This window comes from Sphingomonas sp. CV7422 (assembly GCF_027945725.1).
Taxonomy (GTDB): domain Bacteria; phylum Pseudomonadota; class Alphaproteobacteria; order Sphingomonadales; family Sphingomonadaceae; genus Sphingomonas; species Sphingomonas kyungheensis.
Genome location: NZ_CP115900.1, coordinates 1,844,301 through 1,863,367, shown reverse-complemented (window position 1 = coordinate 1,863,367; position 19,067 = coordinate 1,844,301). Strand labels below are relative to the sequence as shown.

Here is a 19,067-nt window from a genome sequence, read left to right as displayed (position 1 = left end):
CGCCGACTGGCAGCTTCGAAGAGACACTTGGCTCCCACTGTCGCGCGAGTACGAGTGAGGTGAGCGGAAGTATTCCCCCAACTGGCCCCAAAAGGGTGCCACGCCCATCGCGCGGCACCCCGGTGCCTCAATCGTCCGCGGTACCCGGTTCCGCCATCTTGCGATGCTGTTCCGCGAGCACGGCATTGGGGATGACGTTCGCCACCGCCGATTGCAGCTTGTTCTTCCAGCCGGACACCACCGCCGCCTTGCCGTCCATCAGCGCGTCCCAGCCGTCGGCGGCGACCTTGGCGGGATCGTCCTTGTGGGGATCGGTGCCGACGTCGGTGTCGAGCATGTCGCCGCGCGCGAAGAATTCAGTGTCGGTCGGTCCCGGCATCAGGTTGGTGATGGTGACGCCGTCGGCATCCTTGATCTCATTCTGCAAGGCCGCGACGAAACTGTCGATGAACGCCTTGGTGCCGTTGTACACCGCCTGGAACGCGCCCGGAATATAGCCCGCGATCGACCCGGTGACGAGCACCTTGCCGTCGTTGCGCGCGACCATGTCCTTGAGCACCTTCTGGAGCAGATAGGCGGTGCCGGTGATGTTGGTCTCCACCACGGCGCGCCAGTCGTCGACCGCCTGGTCGAGAAAGGCGTGGCCGAGGCCGCGGCCGGCATTGGCGCACAGCAGGTCAATCGTCCGCCCGTTGGTCGCGGCGAGCAACTTGTCGACCCCCTCCGGCGACGACAGATCGGCCTCCAGCGCGTCGACGCCATGGCCATATTGGCGGAAGTCGGCCGCCGCCGCCTCGATCAGCGGCTCGTCGGCGACGACGAGGATGTCATAACCGTTGCGCGCCGCGAGCGACGCCAGTTCGAAGCCGATGCCGGTCGAGGCGCCGGTGATGATCGCGAAACGTTCAGCCATCTGCGTGTCCTTCGCTATTGGGGTGACGCTCAATCCGCCATGCCGGGCTTGAGCACGATCTTGGTCGTCTCATTCTGGTGGTTCTTGAACAGGTCATAGCCCTTGGGCGCATCGGTCAGCGGCATGCGATGCGAGATGAGGAACTCGGTATCGATCTTGTCCTCCATGATCGCATTGAGCAGCGCCGGCATGTAATGCTGGACGTGGGTCTGCCCGGTCTTGAGCGTCAGCCCCTTTTCCATGAACGCGCCGAGCGGGAATTTGTCGACGAAGCCGCCATAGACCGCCGGCATCGAGACCCGGCCGCCCTTGCGGCAGGCGATGATCGCCTGACGGATCGAATGCGGGCGATCGGTGCCGAGGAAGGTCGACGCCTTGATCTGATCGATGATGTTGTCGACGAACATGCCGTGCGCCTCGAGCCCGACCGCGTCGATCACCGCATCGGGACCGATGCCGCCGGTCATCTCCATCAGCGCCTCATAGGTGGCGCTCTCCTCGAAGTTGATCGTCTCGGCCCCGAACCGCTTGGCGAGTTCGAGCCGGTGCGGGAAATGATCGATCGCGATGACGCGTTCGGCGCCCATCAGGAACGCCGACTGGACGGCGAACAGCCCGACCGGGCCGCAACCCCAGACCGCGACGGTATCGCCCGGCTCGATCTGCGCATATTCCGCCGCCTGCCAGCCGGTCGGCAGGATGTCGGAGAGGAACAGCACCTTGTCGTCGTCGACGCCGTCGGGGATGACGATCGGGCCGACGTCGCTGAACGGCACGCGGACATATTCCGCCTGGCCGCCGGCATAGCCGCCGGTCATATGGCTATAACCGAACAGGCCCGACATCTCGTGCCCGTACAGCTCCTGCGCGATATCCTGATTGTCCGCCGGCAGGCCGTTCGGGCAGGCGGAATATTGATGCTTGTTGCAATGGTAGCAACTGCCGCAGGCGATGGTGAAGGGCACGACGACGCGCTGGCCCTTCTTGAGCGTCGACTTCGGCCCGACCTCGACCACCTCGCCCATGAATTCGTGGCCGAGGATGTCTCCGGCCTGCATCGTCGGGATATAGCCGTCGTAGAGATGAAGGTCGGAGCCGCAGATCGCGGTCGACGTCACCTTGATGATGCAATCGCGCGGGTTGACGATCTCGGGATCGTCGACGGTGTCGATGCGGACGTCGTGCTTACCGTGCCAGGCGAGTGCTTTCACAGCCCCATCTCCTCATATTGCTTGGGGTTCATCGCCGGGGTGGCGACCTCTCCGGTCTCCATCAGCTGCTTGAAGCGGCGCAGGTCGCGGCGCGCCTGGATGGCCGGCTCGCGCTGGAACATCTTGGCGATCAGCTTGCCGATCGTGCCGCCGGGCGGGTCGTAGGCGATCGTCGCGGTCACCACGGTGCCGCGCGCGCCGGCATCCCGGAACTCGATGCGGCCCGAATTGGCGATGTCGGCGCCGGGCTGCGAGGTCCAGGCGATCAGCCGGTCGGGCTCTTCCTGGGTGATGCGCGCATCCCATTCCATCGTCGCGCCGGCCGGCGCCTTGACCACCCAATGCGACACCTTGGGATCGGCGACGGTGATCGAGACGATATTTTCCATGAAGTGCGGCAGATTGGTGAAATCACGGAAATAGGCGAACAGCTCGTTCGCCGGGCGGTTGATCGTCACCGATCGGCCGACGACGGAACTGCCCTTGCCCTCGATCAGCGAGGCGGTGGCGGCGTCGGCGGCATCGCCGTGCTTCTTAGTGGTGGGCGGCGCATCATCGCGTCGGTCGGTCATGCTGGTCTCCCTTCGCAAGACCGCCCCAACCGCTCGGAATCCGTCTACGTTCCTGTCGTTACGCGTCCAGATTCAATTAGATAAAGACGATTGCCGCCCATGGGGGGGGGGGCGCCAGCGCCGCCAGCGACGGGAGTCAACGACGTATCTCGACGGGATCGGCTGGGACCGTCAGCGCGGCAGGAGCGGCTGGTGCGGGACCTCCCCGCCGGAGCGGGGAGGTGGTGGACAGGGCTGGATTCGAACCAGCGTACGCTTGCACGGGCAGATTTACAGTCTGCTGCCTTTAACCACTCGGCCACCTGTCCAGATGGGCCGCTTCGCTGAAGCGAGGCGGCCTATTGGCGAAGCGCAGCGCGGCTGTCAACGCGGTTGCGGCGGTTTTTCACCGAACCGTCACGCGCTTGCGCGAAGCGCCCGGCCCGCCTAGCAGCAGCGGCATCATGTTCAAGCCGACCGCCCCTGCCCTTCTCCGCCCCACCGGAGCGCTGCGCTGATGGCGCGGCGCGGCCATCGCCCGTCGACGGGCACCGCCAACCGCCCCAAATTCTGGGGCCGGCATCCGGTCACCGCGGCACTCGCCAATCCCAACCGGGTGGTACGCAAATTGTGGGGGACGCGCGAGGCGCTCGGCTCGCTCGACATTCCGGCGTCGCTGCCGGTGGTCTATGCCGATGTCGCCGATCTCGGCCGGCTGGTGCCGTCCGACGCGCCGCATCAGGGCCTGGTCGCCGAGGTCGAGCCGCTCGACGACATCTGGCTGCAGGACCTGCTGATCGACGGCAAGGACGACCAGCGTCCGCTGGTGGTGCTCGACCAGGTCACCGATCCGCACAATGTCGGCGCGATCCTGCGCTCGGCCGCGGCGTTCGACGCGCTCGGCATCGTCACGCAGGACCGCCACGCCCCGCCCGAAAGCGGTACGGTCGCCCGCTCGGCGTCGGGCGCGCTCGAGACGGTGCCGTGGGTGCGCGTCGTCAACCTCGCCCGCGCGCTCGAGGAGATCGCCGAGGCGGGCTTCTGGCGGATCGGGCTCACCGGCCATGCCGACCAGACTTTGGGGCAGGCGATGGGGTCGCAGCGGATCTGCATCGTGCTCGGCGCCGAGGGCGAAGGCATGCGCCAGAATACCGAGGCGCATTGCGACGAGCTCGCCAAGCTGCCGATCAGCGGCAAGGTGGAGAGCCTCAACGTGTCGAATGCGGCGGCGATTGCGCTCTATGCGGTGGCGGCGCGGTAGCAGGCGTCCATGCTTAGGAGAGTGTGGACGACCTCTCCGGACTTATGCGAGCCAGTATTCCCGCGCAGGCGGGAATCCAGTGGCCAAGCAGAGCAACCCGTGATTTCTCAAAGAAACACTGGGCTCCCGCCTGCGCGGGATCACTGTTGAAATTGGTTGATGCCTCAGCAAAGCAGACGCTGATTGGCGAATGGCCATTCGCTTCTCCGCAATTCAATCCAGCAAGCCAAACCACCCCGGCGCAGGCCGGGGTCCAGTCGGGTAACACTAGCGGTCACTTACGATGCGCTCCCACCTGAACCCCGGCCTGCGCCGGCGTGGTCGATCTACGGGGCGAACTTTTCCCCCGCTGAGCGACGCCGGGAAGCGCCGTCCGCTCAATCCTCTGCGGCGATGGTGACCTTGAGGCCGTCGAGCGCGGGCGTCATCTGGATTTGGCACGACAGGCGCGAGGTGGCGTCGCGCTCGTCGCTCGAATCGAGCAGATCGTCCTCGTCGGGGCCCATCGCGGGCAGCTTGTCGGTGAAGGCGGGGTCGACGTGGACGTGGCAGGTGGCGCAGCTGCAGCAGCCGCCGCATAGCGCGAGCAGCTCGTCAATGCCGGCGTCGCGGATCACCTCCATCACCGACAGGCCGGTTTCGCCCATGATCTCACGTTCTTCCCCCTCGCGCGTAATGACGATAAGCTTGGGCATGACAGTCTCCGATGATGGCAGTCGCGGCCATGCCGTGCCGGTGCGCCGGGATCAAGCCGCGTGGGTATCCGCATGGGCCTGACCGCCGAACAGATTCGCACGGCGATGGATGCACTTGCCGCAGTCGAGCCGGCCTTCGCCAGCGGCCTTGCCCGGGTCGGTTACCCGCCGCCGCGGGTACGCGAGCGCGGCTATGCGACGCTGTTGCGGACGATCCTGGGGCAACAGGTCAGCGTCGCCTCTGCCGCCGCGGTCTATCGCAAGCTCGAATCTCTGGTCGGTGATCCGGGCGATCCGCACACCATTCTCGCCGCGAGCGACGAGACGCTGCGCGCCGCCGGCCTGTCGCGGCAGAAGGCGAGCTATGTCCGCAGCCTCGCCGAGGAGGTGACGAGCGGCCGGCTCGACCTCGCCCATTTGCCCGAGGATGATGAGGCGGCGATCGCGCAGCTCGTCCGCGTCAAGGGGATCGGGCGCTGGTCGGCGGAGATCTACCTGCTGTTCGCCGAGGGGCGGCCGGATATCTGGCCGGCGGGCGACCTGGCGGTGCAGATCGAGGTCGGCCGGCTGCTCGGCCACGAAGCGCGCCCGTCGGAGAAACTGACGCGCGACCTCGCCGAGGCGTGGCGGCCGCATCGCGGCGCGCTCGCCATCTTCACCTGGCATCATTACGGCGCCGGACCGGATGTCGACGCGTCGCCGGTCTGATCGGACAGGTGTTTGATAAGATGGATTGAACCGGGAGCGCGACAGGCCGCTTGCCGCCGCCCGCGGCTTCCGCCACACACCGGCGCCATGACGCCACCCGCCTCTGCCCCCGCCGTGTCGCTGTCCGGCAGCCATCGCAGCGTCGCGGTGCCGAGCGGTGGTGCGGGCTGGCGGCGGCTCGGGGCGTTCATGGGGCCGGGCTTCCTCGTCGCGGTCGGCTATATGGACCCGGGCAATTGGGCGACCGACATCGCCGGCGGCTCGGCGTTCGGTTATACGCTGCTGTCGGTTATCCTGCTCTCCAACCTGATGGCGATCGTCTTGCAGGCGCTGTCGGCGCGGCTCGGCATCGCCGCGGGGCTGGATCTCGCGCAGGCGTGCCGGGCCTATTACAGCAAGCCGGTGGCGCTGCTGCTCTGGCTGCTCGCCGAGATCGCGATCATCGCCTGCGACCTGGCCGAGGTGCTCGGCACCGCGATCGCGCTGCAACTGCTGTTCGGCATTCCCTTGGTGTGGGGCGTGATCGTCACCGCCGCCGACGTCTTCCTGATCCTCGCGCTGCAACGCTTCGGCTTCCGCAAGCTGGAAGCGTTCATCGTCGCCTTGCTGCTGATCATCGCCGGCTGCTTCGCCTTCGAGCTGTTCCACGCCAGACCCGACGTCGGCGGCATGCTCGCCGGGCTGGTGCCGTCACCCGGGATCATCACCGATCCGGCGAAACTGTACCTCGCGATCGGCATCCTCGGCGCGACGGTGATGCCGCACAACCTCTACCTCCATTCCTCGCTCGTGCAGACGCGTGCATTCGAGCGCAGCGACGCGGGCAAGGCGGATGCGGCGAAGATGGCGACGATCGACAGCACGATCGCGCTCGGCCTCGCCTTCTTCATCAACGCCGCGATCCTGATCGTCGCCGCCGCGGTCTTCCATACCGCCGGCCGCACCGAGATCGCCGAGATCGACGAAGCCTATCGCCTGCTCGCGCCGATGATGGGCGTCGGCGCGGCGAGCATCGTCTTCGGCGTCGCGCTGCTCGCCTCGGGACAGAATTCGACGATCACCGGCACGCTCGCCGGGCAGATCGTGATGGAGGGGTTCCTCCATCTCCGGCTGCCGAGCTGGCTGCGCCGACTGGTGACGCGGTTGCTGGCGATCATCCCGGCGGTGATCGTCGTCGGCGCGAGCGGCGAAGGCGGCGCGACGCGGCTGCTGGTGCTGAGCCAGGTGGTGCTCAGCCTCCAGCTGCCCTTTGCCGTCGTGCCGCTGGTGCTGTTCACCGGCCAAACGCGGGTGATGGGCCGTTTCGTCAGCCCGCTGTGGCTGCGCGGACTCGCCTGGCTGATCGCGGCGATCATCGTCGTGCTCAACCTGACCTTATTGATCAGCATGCTATAAGCTTCGAAAATGGCCGTTTTCGCGCTCGACAGGCGCGACGCGGCAGCCTTTCTTCGTCTCCTCTTGCTTCGGACATGCCGTGACAGACAGCCAAGCCGCCGCCCCGATCGCGTCTGCCCCCCGCCCCGCGCCGCCCGCGCTCGCCTCGGCGATCGTCGACACGCTGGTGCATCGCATCGGCAAGGACGCGCAGGCGGCACGGCCGCACGACTGGCTCGCCGCGACGATCTTCACGCTGCGCAACGAGATCATCGAACGCTGGATGGAATCGACCAAGGCGGCGCATGCCGCGGGGGCCAAGCGGGTCTATTACCTCAGCCTGGAATTCCTGATCGGGCGGCTGCTGCGCGACGCGCTCTCCAACCTGCGCCATAATGACGAGGTCGGCGAGGCGCTCGCCAGCCTCGGCGTCGATCTCGCCGCGATCGAGGAGATCGAGCCCGATGCCGCGCTCGGCAACGGCGGCCTCGGCCGGCTCGCCGCCTGTTTCATGGAGAGCCTCGCCAGCCTCGACCTGCCCGCCTACGGCTATGGCATCCGCTATGTGAACGGCATGTTCCGCCAGCGGCTCGACGACGGCTGGCAGGTCGAGCTCCCCGAGAACTGGCTCGCGCATGGCAATCCGTGGGAGTTCGAGCGGCGCGAGAGCGCCTATTTCGTCGGCTTCGCCGGCGAGGTGACGCAGACCGCGGCGGGTCAGGTGCATTGGTCGCCCGCCGAGGCGGTCGAGGCGGTGGCGGTCGACACGCCGATGGTCGGCTGGCGCGGCAAGCGCGTCAACACGCTGCGGCTGTGGAATGCGCGCGCCTTCGATCCGATCAAGCTCGACCGGTTCAACGCCGGCGATTTCGAAGGCGCGCTCGCCGGCCAGTTGCGCGCCGAGACGCTGACCCGCGTCCTCTACCCCAATGACAGCACGCCGGCCGGGCAGGAGCTGCGGCTGCGCCAGGAATATTTCTTCTCCTCGGCGTCGATCCAGGACATCGTCCGCCGTCACCTGCAATATTTCGGCGATATCCGCACCCTGCCCGACAAGGCGGCGATCCAGCTCAACGACACGCATCCGGCGGTGTCGGTCGCCGAGCTGATGCGGCTGCTGGTCGATTTCCACGAACTCACCTTCGATGAGGCGTGGGACATCACCCGTGCGACCTTTGCCTATACCAACCATACCCTGCTGCCCGAGGCGCTGGAAAGCTGGCCGCTGCCGCTGTTCGAGCGGCTGCTGCCGCGGCACATGCAGATCGTCTATGCGATCAACGCCAAGTTGCTCCGCGAGGCGTCGGCGGTGGAGGGCATCGACGGCAATGCGATCGCCGCGATCAGCCTGATCGACGAGGGCGGCGAACGGCGCGTCCGCATGGCCAATCTCGCCTTTGCCGGCAGCCACAGCGTCAACGGCGTCGCCGCGCTGCATACCGAACTGATGAAGCAGACGGTGTTCGCCGATCTGCACCGCCTCTATCCGACGCGGATCAACAACAAGACCAACGGCATCACCCCGCGCCGCTGGCTGCAACAGTGCAATCCGGCCCTGACGACGCTGCTGACCGAGGCGATCGGCGACGGATTCCAGGATGATGCCGCGCGGCTCAGCGCGCTGGCGCCGTTCGCGGACGATGCGAGTTTCCGGGAGCGTTTCGCTGCCGTTAAGCGTTCCAACAAGGTGACGCTGGCGACCTATATCAAAGAAAGCATGGGATTGTCGCTCGACCCCGATGCGATCTTCGACGTGCAGATCAAACGCATCCACGAATATAAGCGCCAGCTGCTCAACATCGTCGAGGCGGTCGCGCTCTACGACCAGATCCGCAGCCATCCCGAACGCCGCTGGACGCCGCGCGTCAAGCTGTTCGCCGGCAAGGCGGCGTCGAGCTATTACAACGCCAAGCTGATCATCAAGCTCGCCAACGACGTCGCCAAGCGGATCAATGCCGACCCCATGGTCGGCGATCTGCTCAAGGTGGCGTTCGTCCCCAATTACAACGTCAGCCTCGCCGAGAAGATCATCCCCGCCGCCGACCTCTCCGAGCAGATCTCGACCGCCGGGATGGAAGCCTCGGGCACCGGCAACATGAAGTTCGCGCTCAACGGCGCGCTGACGATCGGCACGCTCGACGGCGCCAATATCGAGATCAAGGATCACGTCGGCGACGATCATATCTTCATCTTCGGCCTGACCGCCGACGAGGTCGCCGACAAGCGCGCGCACGGCTATCGCGGGCGCGAGGTGATCGAGGGGTCGCGCGAGCTGGCGCAGGCGGTCAACGCCATCGCCTCCGGCGTCTTCTCGCCCGACGATCCCAATCGCTACAAGGGGTTGATGGACGGCCTCTACGAGCATGACTGGTTCATGCTCGCCGCCGATTTCGATGCCTATGCCGCCGCGCAGCGCAACGTCGACGCCCGCTTCGGCGACCGGCCGGCGTGGGACCGGTCGGCGGTGCTCAACGTCGCCAATATGGGGTGGTTCTCGTCGGACCGGACGATCGGCGAATATGCCAGGCAGATCTGGGGTGTGATGTGACGCCGCCGCGTGGCGCCATCGCTGCACTGCTGGAAGGGCGTCACGACGATCCGTTCTCGCTGCTCGGCAGTTTCACCGGACCGGCGGGCACCTTCGCGCGCACGCTGATCCCCGGCGCCGAAACGGCCGAGGCGCACGATCTGTCCGGCGTGTCGCTCGGCCGGCTGACCCGGATCGACGATCGTGGGCTGTTCGAAGGGACGATCGCCGGCGATCCGCAGCCGATCGCCTATCGCGCGCAGGGCTATGGCGCCGAATGGTGGGTAACCGATCCGTACAGCTTCGGCCCGGTGCTCGGCCCGACCGACGATTATCTGATCGCGGAAGGATCGCATTTCCGCCTCTACGACAAGATGGGCGCGCACCTCATCACCCATCAGGGCGCGGCGGGGGTGCATTTCGCGGTCTGGGCGCCCAACGCGCGACGCGTCTCGGTGGTCGGCGACTTCAACGACTGGAACGATACGCGCCATGTGATGCGCCGCCGCGGTGACATCGGCGTGTGGGAGATCTTCCTGCCCAACATCGGCGCCGGCCGCAGCTACAAATTCGCCATCCTCGGCCCCGACGGCACGCTCCAGCCGCTCAAAGCCGATCCCTTCGCCTTCGCCGCCGAGCTGCGCCCGAAGACCGCGTCGCTGACCACCACGCCGCCCAGCCACGTCTGGGGCGACGCCGCGCATCGACAAACCTGGTCGACGGTCGATCCGCGCCGCGTGCCGGTGAGCATCTACGAGGTGCATGCCGGCAGCTGGGATCGCGATGCCAACGGCTGGTATCTGTCGTGGGATGCGCTCGCCGACCGGCTGATCCCCTATGTCGTCGACATGGGGTTCACCCATATCGAGTTCATGCCGATCAGCGAACATCCCTATGATCCGTCATGGGGCTATCAGACCACCGGCCTCTACGCCCCGTCGGCGCGGTTCGGCGATCCCGACGGCTTCGCGCGCTTCGTCGACGGCGCGCATCGCGCCGGCATCGGCGTGCTGCTCGACTGGGTGCCGGCGCATTTTCCGGTCGATCCGCACGGCCTCACCCGCTTCGACGGCACCGCGCTCTACGAGCATGAGGACCCGCGGCTCGGCTTCCACCCCGACTGGCAGACCGCGATCTATAATTTTGGTCGGCGAGAGGTGCGCTCGTTCCTGATCAACAACGCCTTGTTCTGGGCGGAGCGCTATCATGTCGACGGGCTGCGCGTCGATGCGGTCGCCTCGATGCTCTACCGCGACTATAGCCGCGAGGCGGGCGAGTGGATCCCCAATGCCGAGGGCGGGCGCGAGAATTGGGAGGCGGTCGGCTTCCTGCGCGACATGAACCGCGCCCTTTACGGCAAGGAAGACGGCGTGTTCACCGTCGCCGAGGAATCGACGAGCTGGCCCGGCGTTTCCGCACCGGCGTTCGACGACGGGCCGCGCACCAATCTCGGCTTCGGGTTCAAGTGGAACATGGGCTGGATGCACGACACGCTCCAGTATTTCGCACGCGAGCCCGTTCACCGCCGCCATCATCACGGCGAGATCACCTTCGGCTTCGTCTATGCCTTCGACGAGAATTTCGTGCTGCCGCTCAGCCACGACGAGGTGGTGCACGGCAAGGGATCACTCCTCACCAAGATGGCGGGCGACGACTGGCAGCAATTCGCCAACCTGCGCGCCTATTACGCCTTCATGTGGGGCTATCCCGGCAAGAAGCTGCTGTTCATGGGACAGGAATTCGCGCAGCGGCAGGAATGGAGCGAGGATCGCGCGCTCGACTGGCATCTCGACCGGTCGGCGGCGCATGGCGGCGTGCGCAAGCTCGTCCGCGACCTCAACCGCCTGTATCGCGACACGCCGGCGCTGCATGCGCGCGACTGCGAGCCCGACGGGTTCGAATGGCTGATCGGCGACGATGCCGCCAATTCGGTCTTCGCCTGGCTGCGCAAGGCGCCCGGCGAGCGACCAGTCGCGGTGATCGCCAATCTGACGCCGGTAGCGCGGGCGCCCTATCGCATCCCGCTGCCGCACGACGGGCGCTGGCGCGAGATCATCAATTCCGACGCGCATGACTATTGGGGCTCGGGCCTCGGCAATCTCGGCGGGGTCGAGGCGCAGGGCGGCGCGGCCTGGGTGACGCTGCCGCCGCTCGCCACGGTGATGCTGCAATTCGACGGCTGACCGGCATCCGACGCGATGCCGACAAGGATGAAACAGGAGGGTGCCATGGTAGACAGACGAGGACAGCCGCTTTCGCGCGACGCGATGGCTTATGTGCTGGCAGGGGGCCGCGGCAGCCGGTTGATGGAACTGACCGACACGCGCGCCAAGCCGGCGGTGTACTTCGGCGGCAAGAGCCGGATCATCGACTTCGCGCTGTCGAACGCGATCAATTCGGGCATCCGGCGGATCGGCGTCGCGACGCAATACAAGGCGCATTCGCTGATCCGCCATCTCCAGCGCGGCTGGAACTTCCTGCGGCCGGAGCGCAACGAAAGCTTCGACATCCTGCCCGCCTCGCAGCGCGTGTCGGAGTTCCAATGGTATGAGGGCACCGCCGACGCGGTGTTCCAGAACATCGACATCATCGAGACGTATAACGTCGAATATATGGTGATCCTCGCCGGTGATCATATCTACAAGATGGATTACGAGATCATGCTCCAGCAGCATTGCGACAGTGGCGCCGACGTCACCGTCGCCTGCATGGAGGTGCCGCGGATGGAGGCGGTCGCCTTCGGCGTGATGCATGTCGACGAGACCGACCGGATCATCGACTTCGTCGAAAAGCCCGCCGATCCGCCGGCGATCCCCGGCCAGCCCGATATCGCGCTCGCCAGCCTCGGCATCTATGTCTTCCGCACCAAATTCCTGATCGAGCAGCTGAAGCGCGATGCCGCGACCGAAGGATCGGCGCGCGACTTCGGCAAGGACATCATCCCCTATCTGGTCGAACACGGCACCGCGCAGGCGCATCGCTTCTCGCAGAGCTGCGTGCGCACCAGCGAGGAGCCTGCCGCCTATTGGCGCGACGTCGGCACGGTCGATGCCTATTGGGAGGCGAACATCGACCTCACCGATATCATCCCGCAGCTCGACGTCTACGATCACGAATGGCCCCTGTGGACCTATTCGGAGATCACCCCGCCCGCCAAGTTCGTCCATGACGAGGAGGGGCGGCGCGGCTCGGCGGTGTCGAGCCTCGTGTCGGGCAACTGCATCGTCTCGGGTTCGTCGATCCACCGCAGCCTGCTGTCGACCGGGGTGCGCGCGCACAGCTTCTCGTCGCTCGATGAAGCGGTGGTGCTGCCCTATTGCGAGATCGGCCGGAACGCGCGGCTCAAGCGGGTGGTGATCGATCGCGGCGTGGTGATCCCGGACGGGCTCGTCGTCGGCGAGGACCCGGCGCTCGACACGCAGCGCTTCCGGCGCACCGACAAGGGCATCTGCCTCATCACCCAGCCGATGATCGACCGCCTCGCGCTGTGACGCTGTCGGTCCTCTCGGTCGCCTCCGAGGCGTTTCCGCTGGTCAAGACCGGCGGGCTCGCCGACGTGGTCGGCGCGCTGCCCGATGCGCTCGCGCCGCATGGCGTCGCCACGACGACGATGATCCCGGGCTATCCGGCGATCGGCAAGGCGATCAAGGGCGCCAAGGTGGTGCGGCGCTGGCCGCGGCTGCTCGGTGCGGAGGCGCGGCTGCTGCGCGCGCGGATCGGCGACCATCCGCTGCTCGTGCTCGACGCGCCGGCGCTGTTCGCGCGGCCCGGCGGGCTGTACGGCGCCGAGGACGACTGGCGCCGCTTCGCTGCCCTGTCGCGTGCGGCGGCGGATATCGCCGGCGATTACGACGTGCTCCACGCGCATGACTGGCAGGCGGCGATGGCCCCCGCCTATCTGCGCTACGGCAGCGGCGCGGCGCGGCGCCCGGCGAGCGTGATGACGGTGCACAATATCGCCTTCCAGGGCCATTTCGACGCGGCGGTATTCGCCGAGCTCGACCTGCCCGCCGCGGCCTATGCGATTGACGGCGTCGAATATTATGGCGGCGTCGGCTTCCTCAAGGCGGGGCTCGAAGCGGCGGATGCGATCACCACGGTCAGCCCGACCTATGCCGCCGAGATCCGCGAGGGGCGTTTCGGCATGGGGCTGGAGGGACTCATCGAAAGCCGGCGCGGCAGCGTCCACGGCATCGTCAACGGCATCGACCCGGCAATCTGGAACCCGGATCGCGATGCCGCCCTCCCCAGCCGCTATTCCGCCCGCGCGCTCGGCCGGCGCAAGGCGAACAAGCGCGCGATCGAGAAGACCTTCGGGCTGGAGGCGGGCGGCGGGCCGCTGTTCACCGTGATCAGCCGGCTGACCTGGCAGAAGGGCATGGACGTGCTCGTCACCTGCCTCGACGAACTGGTCGCGGGCGGCGGCCGGCTGGCGCTGCTCGGCTCGGGCGACGCGCATCTCGAAGCCGCCTTCCTCGCCGCGGCGGCGCGGCATCCGGGGCGGATCGCGGTGCGGATCGGCTATGACGAGCCGCTGTCGCACCTGTTGCAGGGCGGCGCCGACGCGATCCTGATCCCGTCGCGCTTCGAGCCGTGCGGCCTCACCCAACTCTACGGCCTCGCCTACGGCTGCGTGCCGATCGTCGCGCGCACCGGCGGGCTCGCCGATACGGTGATCGACGCCAATCAGGCCGCGCTCGCCGCGGGGGTCGCGACCGGCTTCCAGCATGGCGAGACCAATTACCACACGCTGGCGCATGCGATTGCGCGCGCCATTGCGGCCTATGCGCGCCCCGACCTATGGTGCACCTTGCAGCGCAATGGGATGCGCGCCGATTTCTCCTGGTCGGAAAGCGGGCGACGCTATGCCGATCTCTACTACAGCCTGACAGGAACCGCATGATCCGCACCGTCGCGAGCCAAGCCTATTCGGACCAGAAGCCCGGTACGTCGGGACTGCGCAAGAAGGTCACCGTCTTCCAGCAGCCCAATTATGCCGAGAATTTCGTCCAGTCGGTGTTCGACGTGATCGACGGCAAGGACGGCGCGACGCTGGTGATCGGCGGCGACGGGCGCTTCCTCAACCGCGAGGTGATCCAGAAGGCGATCCGCATCGCCGCCGCGAACGGCTTCGGCCGCGTCGTCGTCGGCCGCGGCGGGCTGCTCTCCACCCCCGCGGCGAGCAACATGATCCGCATCCGCGGCGCGCTCGGCGGGCTGGTGCTCTCGGCGAGCCACAATCCGGGCGGCCCGACCGAGGATTTCGGCATCAAATACAATATCGCCAACGGCGGACCGGCGCCCGAGCCGGTCACCGAGGCCCTGTACCAGCGCACCAGGACGATCGACCGCTGGCTGACCGTCGACGCCGACGACGTCGATCTCGATACGCTGGGCGAGGTGACGGTCGGCGAGATGACGGTCGAAGTGGTCGATCCGGTCGCCGATTATGCCGCGCTGATGGAGCGGCTGTTCGACTTCGACGCGATCCGCGCCGCCGGGCTGACGATGGCGTTCGACGCGATGAGCGCCGTCACCGGCCCCTATGCGACTGAGATCCTCGAACGCCGGCTCGGCTTTGCGCCCGGCACGGTGCGCAACGGCGAGCCGCTCGAGGATTTCGGCGGCCACCATCCGGACCCCAACCTCGTCCATGCGCGCGCGCTGTACGAGACGATGATGGCGGCGGACGCCCCTGATTTCGGCGCGGCGTCGGACGGCGACGGCGACCGCAATCTCATCATCGGCCGCGCCCGCTTCGTCACGCCCTCGGACAGCCTCGCGATGCTCGCGGCGAACGCACACCTCGCCCCCGGCTATAAGGCCGGCCTCAAGGGCATCGCCCGCTCGATGCCGACCAGCGCCGCGGCGGATCGCGTCGCCGAAACGCTCGGCGTGCCGATTTTCGAAACGCCGACGGGGTGGAAGTTCTTCGGCAATCTGCTCGACGCGGGCATGGCGACGATCTGCGGCGAGGAGAGCGCGGGCACCGGATCGGATCACGTCCGCGAGAAGGACGGGCTGTGGGCGGTGCTGCTCTGGCTCAACATCCTCGCGGTGCGCGGCGAATCGGTCGATGCGATCGCGCGCGACCATTGGGCGACCTATGGCCGCAACTATTACGCCCGCCACGATTACGAGGGCGTCGACAGCGCCCGCGCCGATGCGCTGATGACGGAGCTGCGCGGCTCGCTCGCCGGGCTGCCGGGCCGCACGGTCGCCGGGCTGCGCATCGCGACCGCGGACGACTTCGCCTATAACGATCCGACCGACGGCTCGGTCAGCCGCAACCAGGGCGTGCGCATCCTATTCGACGGCGGCAGCCGCGTCGTCTTCCGCCTGTCGGGCACGGGCACCAGCGGCGCGACGTTGCGCGTCTATCTGGAACGCTACGAGCCCGCCGGCGGTGACCTCGACCAGGAGACGGGCGTGATGCTCGCCGATATCGTCGCGGCGGCGGACGAGATCGCCGGCATCACCCGCCACACCGGGCGTAGTGAGCCGGACGTCATCACGTGATCGCCGCGCCCGTGCTGGGCGCGACGCCAAGCGAATCGGGCGTCAGCTTCGCGGTACGCGCGGCGACGCCGGTCTGGCTGTGCCTCTGGGACGGTGCCAGCGAGCGGCGTGTCGCGATGCGCGACGCGGGCGAGGGCGTCTGGACCGCTACGGTCGCCGGCATCGGGCTCGGTCAGCCTTATGGCTATCGGGCCGGAGCGGACATGGCGAAGCTGCTGGTCGATCCCTATGCGACCGCGCTCGACCGCCCCTTCGCCTATGATCCCCGGCTCGGCGCGCCGGGGGTGGAGACGGGCTCGCTCGTGCCGTGGAGCATCGTCGCCGAGGCGCCCGACATCCTGCCGCCGCCGCCGATCTTCGCGCCCGGCGGGCTGATCTACGAGGTCAACGTGCGCGGCTTCACCATGTTGCACCCGGAGGTGCCCGCAGCGCAGCGCGGCACGATCGCCGCGCTCGCGCATCCGGCGGTGATCGCGCATCTCGAGCGGCTGCGCGTCGCGGCGATCGAACTGATGCCGATCGTCGCGTGGATCGACGAACGCCACCTGCCGCCGCTCGGATTGCGCAATGTCTGGGGCTATAATCCGGTCGTGCCGATGGCGATCGACCCGCGGCTCGCCCCCGGCGGCCTCGCCGAGCTGACCGCCACCGTCGCGACGCTGCGCGCCGCGGGGATCGGCGTGATCCTCGACCTCGTGTTCAACCACAATGGCGAGAGCGACCGCGACGGCCCCACCCTGTCGCTGCGCGGCCTCGACGAGGCGCTGTACTTCGCCCATGGCGAGGACGGCACGCTGATCAACGACAGCGGCACCGGCAACACGCTCGACTGCGCGCAGCCGGCGGTGCGCGCGCTGATCCTCGCCAGCCTGCGTCATTTCGCGCGCGCCGGGGTCGACGGCTTCCGCTTCGATCTCGCGCCGGTGCTGGCACGCGGCCCCGGTTTCGATCCGCAGGCGCCGATCTTCGCCGAGATCGCCGCCGACCCGCTGCTCGCGACGCGGGTGATGATCGCCGAGCCGTGGGATATCGGGCCGGGCGGCTATCAGCTCGGACGCTTCCCGCAGACCTGGCTCGAATGGAACGACCGCTATCGCGACGACCTGCGCCGCTTCTGGCGCGGTGACGGCGCGGCGGGGGCGCTCGCGACTCGGATCGCGGGATCGGCGGACGTGTTCGGCGCGGGTGCGACCCGCAGCGTCAATTTCGTCGCCGCGCATGACGGCTTCACGCTCGCCGACACCGTCGCTTATGCCGAGCGGCACAATCACGCCAATGGCGAGGACAATCGCGACGGCCATGGCGACAATCACAGCTGGAACAACGGCGTCGAGGGCGAGACCGACGATGCCGCCGTCCTCGCCCGACGCGACGCCGATCGCCGGGCGCTGCTCACCCTGCTGTTCGCGTCGCGCGGCACGATCCTGCTGACCGCGGGCGACGAATTCGCGCGCACGCAACGCGGCAACAACAATGCCTATGCGCAGGACAATGCGATCGGCTGGGTCGACTGGACGACGCGCGACACCGCGCTGGAGGCCTTCGTCGCCGCGCTCGCCGCCTTCCGCGCCGCGCATGGACTCGACCGGGTGGCGCCCTATCCCGCCGCCGACTGGCGCCGGCTCGACGGCGAGCCGATGCGCGACGGCGACTGGGACGGGGCGGACGGCTTCGTGCTGCGCTTGCCCGACGGGGACGCCGCCGTCACACTGCGGGTCGATCGGCGGACGCGGCGCGTTGCGCTGTGCCACGGCCAGTCGCTGGAGAATCGCTCATGATCCGCCCCCTGCTGCTCGCACTGTCCGGTCTGCTCGTCGCGGCCACGCCCCTGTCGCCGGCGCAGCGGTTCGGCGCGCTGTTCCGCGACGTGCAGATGCGGCAGATCTTTCCCGACTCGAAGACCTTCGCCGATGCCGAGCCGCGTGCACCGGATGCCGCGATCCTTGCCGACTATAGTCGTTGCGCCTGTGGCGACGATGCCGAGCTCAAGGCGTTCGTGCTCGCGCATTTCACCCTGCCGGTGACGCCCGTGGCACCACCGCCGGCGAAGACGCTCGGCCTCGCCGCGCATATCGACGCGCTGTGGCCGCAGCTGATCCGGACGCTGCCGAGCGTGCCGGCAGGATCGTCGGCGCTGTCGCTGCCACGGCGCTTCGTCGTACCGGGCGGGCGGTTCCGCGAGATGTATTATTGGGATTCCTACTTCACGATGCTGGGCCTGCAGGCATCGGGGCGGCAGGATCTGGTCGAGGACATGATCGCCGATTTCGGCAGCCTGATCGATCGCTACGGCCGCATCCCCAATGGCACGCGCACCTATTATCTCAGCCGCTCGCAGCCGCCCTTCTTCTACCTGATCGCCGGCCTGTCGCGCGATGCCGGGACGCTGGCGCAGCGGACGCGGTGGATGCGCGCGGAACATGATTTCTGGATGGCGGGCGCGGACGGGCTCAAGCCCGGCGGCGAACATGCCCGCGTCGTCCGCCTCGCCGATGGCGCGTTGCTCAACCGCTATTGGGACGATCGCGACGATCCGCGCGACGAAAGCTATCGCGAGGATGCCGCGCTCGTCGCGGCGACGCCGGGGCGCGACGCCAGGACGCTGTACCGTGACCTGCGCGCCGGGGCGGAAAGCGGCTGGGACTTCAGCTCGCGCTGGCTCGGCGACGGGCGGACGCTGGCGACGATCCGGACGACGCGGATCGTGCCGGTCGATCTCAACAGCCTGCTCTACGGCATGGAGCGGAGCATCGCCGCCAATTGCCGCCAGCTCGGTGATACCGCCTGCGCGGCGGGCTATGATGCCGCCGCGCGCGATCGTGGCGTGGCGATCGAGCGGCATCTGTGGAACCCTGCCGGCTTCTATGCCGACCATGATCTCGACGCGCGGCGGCCGACCGCGGCGCGTACTGCGGCGATGGCCTATCCGCTGTTCGTCGGCCTCGCCCCCGCTCCGCGGGCGCAGGCGACCGCACGGGCGCTCGCGCCATTGGTCGGCGAAGGCGGGCTCGGCACCACGGCGGTGCGCACCGGTCAGCAGTGGGACGAGCCCAACGGCTGGGCGCCGCTGCAATATGTCGCGATCGCCGGACTGCGCCGCTATCGCGAGGAGGCGCTCGCCACCCGTATCGCCGACGGTTGGCTGGCGACCGTCGCCCGCGAATATGCCGCCAGCGGCAAGCTGCTCGAGAAATACAATGTCGTCGAGCGGCTGCCCGGCGGCGGCGGGGAATATCCGTTGCAGGACGGGTTCGGCTGGACCAACGGCGTGACGCGGACGCTGCTGTCCGCGCCACCGATGCGCTGAT

The 19,067-nt window shown here is 67.8% G+C and carries 14 protein-coding genes and 1 tRNA gene; 10 read left to right on the top strand and 5 right to left on the bottom strand.

What is annotated here, in order from left to right:
• Positions 1–127 precede the first annotated feature (127 nt).
• The 4 genes from PBN85_RS09095 to PBN85_RS09080 form a co-directional block, all read right to left on the bottom strand.
• Positions 128–913, bottom strand: coding sequence for an SDR family NAD(P)-dependent oxidoreductase (locus PBN85_RS09095; RefSeq protein ID WP_271298743.1), 786 nt, complete (start codon positions 911–913; stop codon positions 128–130).
• A gap of 29 nt (positions 914–942) precedes the next feature.
• The gene (locus tag PBN85_RS09090) at positions 943–2,124 is read right to left on the bottom strand and encodes a zinc-dependent alcohol dehydrogenase (RefSeq protein WP_271298742.1); all 1,182 of its coding nucleotides are present in this window, start codon (positions 2,122–2,124) and stop codon (positions 943–945) included.
• Complete coding sequence (locus PBN85_RS09085; protein ID WP_271298741.1) at positions 2,121–2,696, bottom strand: SRPBCC family protein; 576 nt, start codon at positions 2,694–2,696, stop codon at positions 2,121–2,123. Before PBN85_RS09085 ends, PBN85_RS09090 begins: the two co-directional genes overlap by 4 nt.
• Before the next feature lie 222 nt (positions 2,697–2,918).
• A tRNA-Tyr gene (locus PBN85_RS09080) sits at positions 2,919–3,004 on the bottom strand.
• Between the two features lie 188 nt (positions 3,005–3,192).
• Between PBN85_RS09080 and rlmB the strand changes: the two genes are divergently transcribed.
• Positions 3,193–3,936 carry a 23S rRNA (guanosine(2251)-2'-O)-methyltransferase RlmB gene (gene rlmB / locus PBN85_RS09075; RefSeq protein WP_037536613.1) on the top strand — a complete coding sequence of 248 codons (744 nt, stop codon included), beginning with the start codon at positions 3,193–3,195 and terminating at the stop codon, positions 3,934–3,936.
• A 377-nt stretch (positions 3,937–4,313) separates the two neighbouring features.
• Here the strand turns inward: rlmB and PBN85_RS09070 are convergent, their stop codons facing one another.
• Positions 4,314–4,631 carry a 2Fe-2S iron-sulfur cluster-binding protein gene (locus PBN85_RS09070; protein ID WP_271298740.1) on the bottom strand — a complete coding sequence of 106 codons (318 nt, stop codon included), beginning with the start codon at positions 4,629–4,631 and terminating at the stop codon, positions 4,314–4,316.
• Between the two features lie 72 nt (positions 4,632–4,703).
• Between PBN85_RS09070 and PBN85_RS09065 the strand changes: the two genes are divergently transcribed.
• From PBN85_RS09065 to treF, 9 genes are all read left to right on the top strand, one after another.
• Complete coding sequence (locus tag PBN85_RS09065) at positions 4,704–5,339, top strand: DNA-3-methyladenine glycosylase family protein (RefSeq protein ID WP_037536617.1); 636 nt, start codon at positions 4,704–4,706, stop codon at positions 5,337–5,339.
• Positions 5,340–5,426: 87 nt separating this feature from the next.
• A complete protein-coding gene (locus tag PBN85_RS09060) occupies positions 5,427–6,734 on the top strand; it encodes an Nramp family divalent metal transporter (protein WP_037536619.1) in 1,308 nt (435 codons plus the stop codon).
• 106 nt (positions 6,735–6,840) lie between these two features.
• Entirely contained in the window at positions 6,841–9,261 is a 2,421-nt protein-coding gene (locus PBN85_RS09055) for a glycogen/starch/alpha-glucan phosphorylase (protein WP_271300868.1), read from the top strand.
• On the top strand, positions 9,258–11,423 hold the full coding sequence (gene glgB / locus PBN85_RS09050; protein WP_271298739.1) for a 1,4-alpha-glucan branching protein GlgB: 2,166 nt from the start codon (positions 9,258–9,260) through the stop codon (positions 11,421–11,423). The genes PBN85_RS09055 and glgB overlap by 4 nt, the downstream gene beginning before the upstream one ends.
• A gap of 45 nt (positions 11,424–11,468) precedes the next feature.
• Positions 11,469–12,731, top strand: a complete 1,263-nt coding sequence (gene glgC, locus PBN85_RS09045) for a glucose-1-phosphate adenylyltransferase (protein WP_037536624.1) — start codon at positions 11,469–11,471, stop codon at positions 12,729–12,731.
• Entirely contained in the window at positions 12,728–14,143 is a 1,416-nt protein-coding gene (gene glgA, locus PBN85_RS09040) for a glycogen synthase GlgA (RefSeq protein ID WP_271298738.1), read from the top strand. Before glgC ends, glgA begins: the two co-directional genes overlap by 4 nt.
• Complete coding sequence (locus tag PBN85_RS09035; RefSeq protein WP_271298737.1) at positions 14,140–15,759, top strand: alpha-D-glucose phosphate-specific phosphoglucomutase; 1,620 nt, start codon at positions 14,140–14,142, stop codon at positions 15,757–15,759. The genes glgA and PBN85_RS09035 overlap by 4 nt, the downstream gene beginning before the upstream one ends.
• Before the next feature lie 116 nt (positions 15,760–15,875).
• Positions 15,876–17,537 carry a glycogen debranching protein gene (locus tag PBN85_RS09030; protein ID WP_271300867.1) on the top strand — a complete coding sequence of 554 codons (1,662 nt, stop codon included), beginning with the start codon at positions 15,876–15,878 and terminating at the stop codon, positions 17,535–17,537.
• A complete protein-coding gene (gene treF / locus PBN85_RS09025; RefSeq protein ID WP_271298736.1) occupies positions 17,534–19,066 on the top strand; it encodes an alpha,alpha-trehalase TreF in 1,533 nt (510 codons plus the stop codon). Before PBN85_RS09030 ends, treF begins: the two co-directional genes overlap by 4 nt.
• The last annotated feature ends 1 nt before the right edge of the window (position 19,067 follow it).